This is a genomic window from Limnospira sp., from assembly GCF_051859755.1.
GTDB classification, from domain to species: domain Bacteria; phylum Cyanobacteriota; class Cyanobacteriia; order Cyanobacteriales; family Microcoleaceae; genus Limnospira; species Limnospira fusiformis.
Map to the genome: position 1 here is coordinate 23339 of NZ_JBIMLI010000045.1, position 10887 is coordinate 34225.

Sequence of the window (10887 nt, forward strand, 5' to 3'; positions counted from 1 at the left end):
ACCCATTAGCTGTAGATATTTTGGACAAATAGTTAACCCCAAGATAGCACATTTTTGAACTGTAGGGACAAAAAGGGCGATCGCACCATCAAGAAGCCATGGTAAAAACTTAATAAATCGTCAATTTGGGGGTGACAGTCTCCGGGGTAAGTTCTGGAAAAACAAAGCCACCTCGGGGCTATTCCCATTAATCCCCCACAGTCGCTGACCTAAAGCATCACCCCAATGGGGAGGTTAACCGCATTGACCATTATGATGGGAATCAAGTTTAACGGAAAAATAAAGCCTCCCAAATATGGGGATATCTTGGTAATAGAAGACTAGGGGAAATTGGGGAGGAAATCCCCTATTCCGGGGATTATTCCACTACCATATAAATCATTAGGTTGGGGAAAATTTCTATGATATAATGGGAAGTTGTGGGCGGAAATTTTGGTGATATATGGTATCTGTAACCCTGGTCGATCGCATTAGTCAACGAATTGGCAACCATCCCCAAAATCGGATTACTTTTGCGGAGTATATGGAGATGGCACTCTATGACCCCAAACAGGGCTACTATAACCATAACTCCCCCCAAATAGGCGCACAGGGGGACTTTTTCACTTCCCCTCACCTAGGTTCAGATTTTGGCGAGTTACTAGCTGAACAGTTAGTAGAAATGTGGGAAATTTTGGGAAAGCCGGAACCGTTTACCTTAGTGGAAATGGGGGCGGGTCAAGGAATTTTAGCTGCGGATATTATCGGCTATCTGCAAGGACAATATCCCCAAGTTGTCGGGGTATTAGATTATGCGATCGCCGAAAAATCCACGCGACTAAAAACCGAACAACAGCGGCGCTTTCAGCAATTGGGCGCACCCTTTACCCAAATCCGTTGGTGTGATTTAGATGAAATTGCCAACCATTCAATTACCGGATGTTTTTTCTCCAATGAATTAATCGACGCTTTCCCGGTGCATTTAGTCACCCGCCAGAATAATCAATTACAGGAAATTTATCTAACCACTACCGGGTCAAAATCCGATTACCAATTAGCCGAAGTAGTCGGGGAACTTTCCACCCCCCAACTAGCTGACTATTTTCGGTTAGTCGGTATTGATTTATTATCGGAGGCTTACCCCGAAGGCTACCGAACCGAGGTTAATCTAGCCGCTTTGGGGTGGGTAGAAACTGTGGCTAGAAAATTGCGGCGGGGATTTGTGCTAACTATTGATTATGGCTATAGTGCCGATCGCCTTTATAGTCCGACTCGCCGGGAAGGAACCCTACAATGTTACTATCAACATCGCCATCATAATAACCCCTATATATATATAGGTGAACAGGATATAACCGCCCATGTAGATTTTACCGCCTTACAGCAAAAAGGGCGATCGCTGGGACTCCAAACCATCGGCTTTACCCAACAGGCTTTATTTATGATGGCTTTGGGATTAGGCGATCGTATAGCCACCGTTTCCGAAGGCCCAAAAATTTCTCAAGTATTACGGCGGCGGGAGGCTTTACATTCCCTAATTGACCCCATGGGATTAGGTAACTTTGGGGTTCTGATCCAGGGTACCTTCTCCGAAGATGTAAAACTGAGGGGGTTAAGTTCACCTCAATGGTAGAAAATTGGACCATATCTAGCTACTCTCACTAAAATTTCCCCCGCAAAAAAAAATCGCATATAAAAAAAAGTCAATTATTAATTAGTTTTTGTCTACATCTAACAATCTTTGATCATCATGGGTTAATTTTCCTGAATTCATGAAGCCCATCTAAACCTTATGTAAATATACTATAAATCAGTAGAAACACTGAAGAAATAATGGGTCATCTCCTGTATAATAATTACTATATTGAAACAGCTAACCTCGTGTTTAGTGCTTAGTTAAATTTATATTTTTGGAGGACGGAAATGAAAGTTAGATTTTTAAATATTGCCACAGCCGCAGTTTTAGCCACTGGTTTAGTGTCCGCCTTTGCACCCGATGCCATGGCCCAAAGACCTGGCAACGCTGCCACTTGCCAAGATAATATTTTTGGTGGCTTGTTTGAAGAGTGTCGGGAACAATCTGGTGGACCCGCTGGAAATGACAATGCTACTCGCATTGCAGCGCTATTTGAACGAGAAGTAATTGCCGATTTCAAAGTTGATGACAGCAGTGGCGCGATCGCAAATGTTTTCGACATCACCAGCACTGGTGAAGGTGTCGGGACCATGAACTTCCTCGACTCCACACTGGCTAATTCTACCTTTGCCTTTGTGATCAAAGGTGGTAACGGCTATGCAGCTTATCTGTTCAACGGTATTAGCGAACTAAGTAATTTAAGCTGGTCAACTGGTGGCCCTGGTCTGTCTCACGCCACTCTGTATGTATTCGACACCCCGACTACTCCCGGAACACAAGTTCCCGAACCTGCAACCCTGTTAGGTTTAGTAGCCCTTGGTGGTGTGATGGTTGGTCAAAAAGCCATCTCTCGCAAAAGCTAGATGAATTAGCATCTGTACTCAACTTCAAAAACTAGGGACAATAACCCGGTGCTATGGTCTTTAAGACTAATTGCCGGGTTATCTCATTTTCGGGGTTCTGTGGAGAGTCAGACTCTGGCGGTTAAGTTCACGGGAATCATAGAAAATACGACTATAGTTAGTTAGGATAACTAGAATTTCCGCAATTAAAGAAGTTTAAATAAACTGATAATATCTATTAGCGTCAATTATTAACCGTATTGCATCCATAAATAATATGATTGGATAGCGGATACTTTACTTAACAGAAACTTAAAGTAAGTGTGAGCATTATGTAAAGATCCTGTAAATCAGTACAAACACTGAGGACGGTTCTGGTGGTGTTGGGTATAATGGTGGACAGATAGGGAAACAAACGCCATGTTTCCAGCCTAGTCCCACCTAGATTTTTGGAGAGCCAAGATGAAAGTTAAATTATTAAATATAGTAACTTCCGTAGTTTTAGCCGCTGGCTTAGTGTCCACCTTGGCACCGGATGCCATGGCCCAAAAACCTCGCAACGTTGCCACTTGCCAAGAAAATTTGTTTGCGGGATTAACTTACATTTGCCAAGATAGTGGTGGAAATGACAATGTTTCTGCCATTGAATCTATGTTTGGTCAAACAGTAATCGATGGTTTTAGACTAGACGACTACAAAGTTGATAGAAGCACTGATGAGAACGCCTTTTTCACCATCGCCAGCACCAGTGAAGGTAAAGGGACTCTGACGTTTTTTGATGATAGCCTCAAAGATTCCACTTTTGCCTTTGTGCTGAAAGGGGGTCAAGGTTTTGCGGCTTATCTGTTTGACGGGATCGACCAATTAGAGGATTTAAACTGGGAAACAGGAAGACCTGGCTTGTCTCATGCGACTCTGTATGTGTTCGACACCCCCAGCAGCAGACCAGGCGGCCGGACAGAAATTCCCGAACCGGGAATGCTGTTAGGTTTGGTAGCCGTTGGCGGTATGATGGTTGGTCAAAAAGCGATCTCTGGCAAAAACTAGACGTTAGTTAGTAGGAACAATTTAGATCTTGACTGAGCTTCCAAAACTAGGCGATAGATTAGATATCAGGGTTGATTATTGTATTCGCCAAATCACTTGTCACATTCAGGCTGTGTAGGAGCAGGTTCTAAGATTGGTTTTCGGTTCGGAGGGGGTTTTGTAAACTGACCCCCACAGGAAAAAATAGGCATCTACTAAAAATCACTAGGTATATATTCATATTGGCGTACCAACCCGGTAGTGAGTCTGTGGGACATCATTACCGGGTTTTTGACTGTTTCTGATTAGCAAATAGCGCTATAATCGCTAGATACTGTGCTGAGTGTGTAACGATCGCAATGGAAGTGGCAGACATTAAACGAGAAATCGAATTGTTGGCAGACCGCCTGGGTAAAACCCAGGAGTATCTTTGACGTACCCGCCATTGAAGCCAAAATTCAAGACTTGGAACAATTAGCAGCTCAACCGAACTTTTGGGATGATCAAACCCAGGCACAAAAGACGCTCCAGACTTTGAGTGACCTTAAATCGGTTTTGCAACAACAGCAGGACTGGCGAAAGACGCTGGAAGATACTGGGGCGATCGCAGAGTTACTAGAGTTAGAGGATGATGAGTCCCTACGACAGGAGGCTGAGTCTAATGTAGTCCATCTCGGTCGGGATATCGATCGCTGGGAGTTACAGCAACTGCTATCGGGTCCCTACGATCGCAGTGGGGCGGTTTTGACCATTAACGCTGGGGCGGGGGGTACGGATGCCCAAGACTGGGCGGAAATGCTATTACGAATGTACACCCGTTGGGGGGAAGCCCAAGGCTATAAGGTCCACCTGGCGGAAATTTCGGAAGGAGACGAGGCGGGGATTAAATCTGCTACTTTGGAAATGGAGGGACCCTACGCCTATGGCTATTTAAAGGCAGAAAAAGGAACCCATCGCCTGGTCAGAATTTCCCCATTTAACGCCAATGGTAAACGCCAGACCAGTTTCGCGGGAGTGGAAATCATGCCGATTCTGGATGAAGGGGCTATAAATTTAGATATCCCGGAAAAAGACCTGGAAATTACCACGTCTCGCGCTGGGGGAAAGGGTGGTCAGAATGTCAATAAGGTGGAAACGGCGGTCCGCATAGTTCATATTCCCACGGGGATAGCGGTTCGTTGTACGCAGGAACGTAGCCAACTACAAAACCGGGAAAAAGCCATGGCTTTACTGAAAGCTAAGTTATTGGTCGTGGCGCAGGAACAAAGGGCGCAGGCGATCGCAGAAATTCGCGGCGACCTGGTAGAGGCGGCTTGGGGAAATCAAATCCGCAACTATGTATTTCATCCCTATCAGATGGTTAAAGATTTGCGGACTGGTGAGGAAACGACGGCTATTAATGATGTGATGAATGGTGAATTGGATGGGTTTATTCAAGCCTATCTACGCCAAGAAAATCAGGTGATTGATAATCAGTCTGCTTAGTAAATCAGGAGTTCCGGGAGGAGTCAATTAATAGTTAATTACTAATTGTTATGGGCTGCCTCCCGCTGCCTTTTAGGGGATAGTTTCCATGTCCAAAGTTTATACTACACAGGAACTGCTACACATTTTGCAAGAGGAGAAAAGGGCTTGTTTAAACGGTAAAAGACTGAATTTAAAGGCGACCCCTGGGGTGGGAAATCCGGTGATTGATCACTTTTTGAAACCTGATGCTATTCAGAAGTTTACCGCCTATCAGGATTTTAAGGCGGCGGTTCATGAATATCAACGGGAAAATCAGGTTTCTGGGATTGTGTGGCGACAGATACAAGTGGCAGAAATTAGCCTAGATTATCCGATGATTGGAGAACAACTGATTGCTTTACCAGAAGATTTGGCAATTCTCAAACAGGCTAAGGATAGGTTGATTGATTTCTGGTATCGGGTGACGCAAAATATGGATTTATATTTGAGTCTGAATGGTGGGAAAAATCACCGCAAAATTAAGGGTTCTGATATAGATGCGATCGCCCAAAGGACTGAGTGGGCTTGTGTTTGGAAGTGGGAAAAATCCCATTTCTTAGAGATGTTGTTACAATTGGGTTGGGGACAGCCAGGAGAAGCCTCGGATCGGCGGGGATGGCCGGATTCTGGTAGTGAATATATACACGCTGTGCGATCGGGTAAATTACCTATTTGCTAATTCATGAAGCGGTATTATCCGGCTATCATAGCTATAATAAATAATAGACTTTAATGGTTAGGTGATGTTATGAATTATACTCCATCAGGTTCTCAAACAATTCTCCCAACTTTGGAAAATGGCGATCGCTTATCGATGATAGAATTTGAGCGGCGCTATAGTTTGCTACCGGACATAAAAAAGGCTGAATTAGTCGAAGGAGTCGTTTATATGACATCCCCTGTTAGGGTCCGACAACACGGAAAACCTCATAGTGATGTTATGGGTTGGCTGGTTTTTTACCGCAGTTTTACGCCTAACATTATGGTTTGTGACAACACCAGTGTTCGCCTAGACATGGATAATGAACCGCAACCAGATGCTTTATTGCGTATCGAAGAGGCGGCGGGGGGACAGTCGCGCATTAGTGAGGATGATTATATAGAAGGACCGCCAGAATTGATTGTAGAAATTGCAGCCAGTAGCGCCTCAAAAGACCTCCACGATAAGCTACACGCCTATCGCCGTAATGGTGTAAGGGAATATTTAGTCTGGCTGGTTGATGGGTCAGAATTTCGCTGGTATGTACTCTGTGAAGGACGCTATCAGCTACAACAGATAGATAATTCTGGTTGTCTGAAAAGTACATTTTTCCCAGGTTTATGGTTAGATGTAAATGCGCTATTATCGGGTAATATGGCGCAGGTTTTAGCTAAGTTACAGGAAGGAATAGCTACCCCAGAATATCAGGAATTTGTACAAAGATTGTCAATGAATCCCTAAAATGGCGGAAGTGGCTGGAAAGGCGATCGCTGATAGCTATAATAAATAATAGACTTTAATGGTTAGGTGATGTTATGAATTATACTCCATCAGGTTCTCAGACAATTCTCCCAACTTTGGAAAATGGCGATCGCTTATCGATGATAGAATTTGAGCGGCGCTATAGTTTGCTACCGGACATAAAAAAGGCTGAATTAGTGGAAGGAGTCGTTTATATGACATCCCCTGTTAGGGTCCGACAACACGGAAAACCTCATAGTGATGTTATGGGTTGGCTGGTTTTTTACCGCAGTTTTACGCCTAACATTATGGTTTGTGACAACACCAGTGTTCGCCTAGACATGGATAATGAACCGCAACCAGATGCTTTATTGCGTATCGAAGAGGCGGCGGGGGGACAGTCGCGCATTAGTGAGGATGATTATATAGAAGGACCGCCAGAATTGATTGTAGAAATTGCAGCCAGTAGCGCCTCAAAAGACCTCCACGATAAGCTACACGCCTATCGCCGTAATGGTGTAAGGGAATATTTAGTCTGGCTGGTTGATGGGTCAGAATTTCGCTGGTATGTACTCTGTGAAGGACGCTATCAGCTACAACAGATAGATAATTCTGGTTGTCTGAAAAGTACATTTTTCCCAGGTTTATGGTTAGATGTAAATGCGCTATTATCGGGTAATATGGCGCAGGTTTTAGCTAAGTTACAGGAAGGAATAGCTACCCCAGAATATCAGGAATTTGTACAAAGATTGTCAATCAATCCCTAAAATGGCGGAAGTGGCTGGAAAGGCGATCGCTTCTCGGTGCTACAATGGCGACTATCCGGGGAAACTATAAATTGATTTGAGTTGACTCATTCTACAGGTAGCCTGGATGGTTTCTAGGGAAACTTCACAGAAATATTGGCGGGTAAATTTTTCTTCTTCAATGGTGATAAAAAAGATGTCTAGTAAGGTGGCAAAATCATCGTCATCTTCACAGATATCCCCCCGGTCAGCAGTAGTCTGGGATGTAATATATAACTGCTTATTTGATGGGGTATCCTCGGCTAATTCTATCTGGTAGCCTAGGGATTTTAAACAATCTAAACCCCTACTTAAAGCTATATCCCCAATTCCCAAGATTTCTCGTAATTCCTGGGGACTAATCCCTTGGTGATTATGGCTTAAATTATCCGCGATTTCGGTGAGTTTTTCCCACACTTCTGGGGGTGATATTCTGGGAGGGAGAGAATAGGCGATCGCCAATTTTTTCTCAGCGTTGAAAGCCTCAATAAACTTGGCTGTTAATTCCTCCCAACTGGTCGGACAATTACTCACCACCAAATAACTACTTTCTATGGGGTTATTCTCACCAAGTAAAACTGTACTTTCCCCATGTTCACGATTCCGAAAATCCACTATCTCAACAGTAATTAATGGCGGGTTAATCTCAGCTTCTGATAAGGCTGGACACACAGCTAATAATCGCACTTCGCACTTACTTCTATTAGTATTAAAATCCAACTCGACTATCGCATCATATCGACCGGGGGGTAATTCTTCTTTATAGTGACCCCACCAAACCCCAGGAAAACCTGATTCCGTAGAATCATCAAATAGCTGATAGGTAGTCTTAATATACTTAACTTGTTTACGCCGTAAATCCACAATATTTTTATTCCAAACATTCTCAAACCAACAATTCTTAATTAATAACTTGGGGACTGGATTTCCTATTCCACAGGGTTCGAGCAATTTTAGTTCTTGGAATAAATTATAACCCAATTCTGCCACAGTACAAACCAAATCGACTATAATGGGAGATTGAGGGAGTAATATTCCCCCCATACGTTGTCGGAGTTGCTGGTCTATGACTTGTTTAAATATGGGGATATTCTCAATGGGTAAACTCAAGCTGGCGGCGAAAGGATGACCCCCAAAACTATGCAATAGATGCCGTTGACTATATACTAAATCATAGAGGTCAATAGGATGAATTGAACTGGCTGACCCCCTAGCTAGTCCGGTTTCGGTACCGCCTTCGGTAGTCAGTAAAATAGTGGGGCGACGATATTCTTGGGCGATTTGACCCGCGACTAATCCTAATAATCCCACATACCATTGAGGGTCACTCAGGACGATCGCATAAGTAGTAGATAAGTCGATTTTTTGCAGCTTTTTCCGCACATCATAGGCGAGATTTTTCTGCAACTCTCGGCGGCGACTGTTGGCTATTTCCGTATTCCAGGCTAATTTGTACGCCTGTTGGGTGTCGCGGGTGGTGAGTAATTCCACCACACAACTAACGTCCCCATAAATGCGACTAACTGCATTAATTCTCGGACCGATACCAAAGGATATATCCGTAGGGCGATCGCCATTGTTTTTGCATAATTTCAGCAATTGGGAAACTCCCGGACGGGTGGGGTTTTTCTGTTGTTTTTGGAGTTGTTGAATCCCCCGTTTGGCTAAGTAGCGACAGTCTCCGGTAATTTCAACCAAATCCGCAATTAAACCAATAGCCACTAAGTCGAGTAAATTCTCTAAAGGCTGTTGAGAAACGCCTGGTAAAGCCATATATAATGCTTCTACTAACTTATAAGCGATCGCTACTCCTGAGAGATGATAAAGGGGATGGTCTGAGGGTAAATTGCGGGGATTAATAATCGCCACGACGGGGGGTCGTGTGGGTGGTAAGGTATGGTGGTCTGTGATAATGACATCAATACCCAAATTTTGCGCGAGTTGTAATTCGGCTAAGTTTGTGCTTCCGGTATCGCAGGTAATAATCAGACTACAACCTTGCGCCGCCAACGTTTCAATTCCCGGTTGGTTTAGTCCGTGGGAGTCGGTCAAACGGTTAGGAATAGTGTAGGAAACAGAGGACCCAAAAAACTGTCGCAACCCTTCCCACAAAACGGCGGTCGCGGTGATACCGTCTGGGTCAAAGTCTCCCCAAATCACGATTTTTTCAGGGTTATTGTGGCTGATACATCTCTGATAAGCGAGAGTTAATCGAGCGATCGCCTGCTGCATTTCCGCCCCAAATTCAGCGGGACTGGCGGGTTGATAGCTGTCAATTTCCAGAAATCTAGTCAACTTTTCCGGTGTAGAAATTCCCCGAGAGAGTAACAGTTGAGACAAGTATTTCCCGGAAATATTAGGGTGATGTCGCCGGATTTCTGCTATCATCCAATCAGGAATTTTTCGGGATGGTTGCACCTGCCACATAGTTTAATTATCAGTTAATTATATCTAGTTAATTCGACTCGATAGCGCTGTTTTTTGGTGACAGAAACCTCCCCAATTTCCAATCTGCCTTTCCCGCGAATAGCGATTAAATCTCCGGTTTTAATAGCAATGCTGGCTTGTTTAACTTCTTTCCAATTAACTCGCACATCACCGCCATCAATGAGGTTGACCATTTTACTCCGAGACATCCCAAACCCCGCAGAAGCGATCGCATCTAAACGCAAAGAAGCCTCAACCGTAGTCATGGCTTTTTTCTTAGGTTCTCGAACTTTCAACTCGCTTAAATCAATCGGTTGCACCTTAACGGGAACTGTCCGCACTTGGGTTAGGTTCATCTCCAGATATTCCACCAATTCAGGAATCACAATAGCCTGGGCTCCCCGTTCTCCTAACACTATTAAATCCCCAGTTTTTTCCCGGACAATTCCCGTCCCTAATAAGGAACCCAAAAAATCCCGGTGAGTCGCGGTATCAAATAAAAAGTTCCCGGAAATGTCGATCGCTGCGATTTCTACATGGCTTGAGTCGAGGGGGATTTCTGATCGTGCGATCGCCATTCGCTGACGTTCTGCTTGCGGATAACCCCCCCAGGATAACGCTTGTATTTCTGTCAGTCGCCGAAAAATTCCTTGTGCTTCTGCGATTTCTGGGGGTGAGAGAAACTCGGTTTGGGTAATTTCCCAGGTTTTTAAAGCCTGTTCCGCCAGGTCGATAATTCTGGCGATACAATCTCGATTTTCAATTCCGTTAAGTAGTTCTTGCCTTGGCAGCATCAGTTTTTGAGTTCTAGGTCGATGCAAAATTATCGTTTTCCATTCTAACAGATTTTGTGCGATCGTCACATTTTCTTTTCCCAAATCCGCCCATATCTTGCTGACTGGTTATTTTGTTATGTAGTCGTGGGACTAGGTGGGTCTAAGGTAGGTTAGGATGATTTCACCTGACCCAATCCACAGATATACAGTTTTCCCCCCATCAAATCACCACCTACAAAATCGGGGTTTTTTATAATAATTAATCATTGTGGCGCACCCAACCTTAAAAATGGTATAATCTCCGTCGGTACACCCCAACCCAAATACACGAGTAGAAATCTGATGTATAGCCAGCACCTAAAAAATCCACCATGGGCGTATAATCAGATATAATTGATAGTGCCATCCCCAGCAGATATCTACTCTGGGATAGGCTCAAAACCACATCTACCAGGACTAACTGAAAATG

Annotated in this window: 10 protein-coding genes; 7 read left to right on the plus strand and 3 right to left on the minus strand. The window is 44.1% G+C overall.

The window, feature by feature from the left end; genetic code table 11:
* Positions 1–442: 442 nt before the first annotated feature.
* The 7 genes from ACTIE0_RS10280 (at position 443) to ACTIE0_RS10310 (ending at position 7197) form a co-directional block, all read left to right on the plus strand.
* Positions 443–1612: a class I SAM-dependent methyltransferase gene (locus ACTIE0_RS10280; protein WP_006670448.1), complete on the plus strand. Its 1170-nt coding sequence runs from the start codon at positions 443–445 to the stop codon at positions 1610–1612.
* Positions 1613–1902: 290 nt separating this feature from the next.
* On the plus strand, positions 1903–2478 hold the full coding sequence (locus ACTIE0_RS10285; RefSeq protein ID WP_006670447.1) for a PEP-CTERM sorting domain-containing protein: 576 nt from the start codon (positions 1903–1905) through the stop codon (positions 2476–2478).
* Between the two features lie 441 nt (positions 2479–2919).
* Positions 2920–3504, plus strand: coding sequence for a hypothetical protein (locus ACTIE0_RS10290; RefSeq protein ID WP_006670446.1), 585 nt, complete (start codon positions 2920–2922; stop codon positions 3502–3504).
* Positions 3505–3842: 338 nt separating this feature from the next.
* Positions 3843–4968, plus strand: a protein-coding gene (gene prfB / locus ACTIE0_RS10295) for a peptide chain release factor 2 (RefSeq protein WP_150105369.1) whose coding sequence is annotated in 2 segments (ribosomal slippage) — positions 3843–3914 and positions 3916–4968 — 1125 coding nt in all. Because the reading frame shifts where the segments join, the coding sequence is not laid out codon by codon here.
* An 88-nt stretch (positions 4969–5056) separates the two neighbouring features.
* A complete protein-coding gene (locus ACTIE0_RS10300) occupies positions 5057–5668 on the plus strand; it encodes a hypothetical protein (protein WP_006626196.1) in 612 nt (203 codons plus the stop codon).
* 69 nt (positions 5669–5737) lie between these two features.
* A complete protein-coding gene (locus ACTIE0_RS10305) occupies positions 5738–6430 on the plus strand; it encodes a Uma2 family endonuclease (protein WP_006670445.1) in 693 nt (230 codons plus the stop codon).
* Between the two features lie 74 nt (positions 6431–6504).
* Positions 6505–7197 carry a Uma2 family endonuclease gene (locus ACTIE0_RS10310; protein ID WP_273249232.1) on the plus strand — a complete coding sequence of 231 codons (693 nt, stop codon included), beginning with the start codon at positions 6505–6507 and terminating at the stop codon, positions 7195–7197.
* Positions 7198–7248: 51 nt separating this feature from the next.
* Here the strand turns inward: ACTIE0_RS10310 and recJ are convergent, their stop codons facing one another.
* The 3 genes from recJ to ACTIE0_RS10325 all read right to left on the minus strand — a co-directional run.
* On the minus strand, positions 7249–9642 hold the full coding sequence (recJ, locus tag ACTIE0_RS10315; RefSeq protein WP_439516895.1) for a single-stranded-DNA-specific exonuclease RecJ: 2394 nt from the start codon (positions 9640–9642) through the stop codon (positions 7249–7251).
* 14 nt (positions 9643–9656) lie between these two features.
* A complete protein-coding gene (locus ACTIE0_RS10320) occupies positions 9657–10436 on the minus strand; it encodes a photosystem II electron transport protein, Sll1252 family (RefSeq protein ID WP_006669302.1) in 780 nt (259 codons plus the stop codon).
* Between the two features lie 265 nt (positions 10437–10701).
* The coding region (locus tag ACTIE0_RS10325) for a hypothetical protein (RefSeq protein ID WP_439516896.1) at positions 10702–10887 on the minus strand (186 nt) is incomplete at its 5' end.

Bases quoted from the DNA above. Each gene is read 5' to 3' on its own strand.
- ACTIE0_RS10280 (WP_006670448.1), top strand. From the start codon at position 443: ATGGTATCTGTAACCCTGGTCGATCGCATTAGTCAACGAATTGGCAAC.
- ACTIE0_RS10285 (WP_006670447.1), top strand. From the start codon at position 1,903: ATGAAAGTTAGATTTTTAAATATTGCCACAGCCGCAGTTTTAGCCACT.
- ACTIE0_RS10290 (WP_006670446.1), top strand. From the start codon at position 2,920: ATGAAAGTTAAATTATTAAATATAGTAACTTCCGTAGTTTTAGCCGCT.
- ACTIE0_RS10300 (WP_006626196.1), top strand. From the start codon at position 5,057: ATGTCCAAAGTTTATACTACACAGGAACTGCTACACATTTTGCAAGAG.
- ACTIE0_RS10305 (WP_006670445.1), top strand. From the start codon at position 5,738: ATGAATTATACTCCATCAGGTTCTCAAACAATTCTCCCAACTTTGGAA.
- ACTIE0_RS10310 (WP_273249232.1), top strand. From the start codon at position 6,505: ATGAATTATACTCCATCAGGTTCTCAGACAATTCTCCCAACTTTGGAA.
- recJ (WP_439516895.1), bottom strand. From the start codon at position 9,642: ATGTGGCAGGTGCAACCATCCCGAAAAATTCCTGATTGGATGATAGCA.
- ACTIE0_RS10320 (WP_006669302.1), bottom strand. From the start codon at position 10,436: ATGCTGCCAAGGCAAGAACTACTTAACGGAATTGAAAATCGAGATTGT.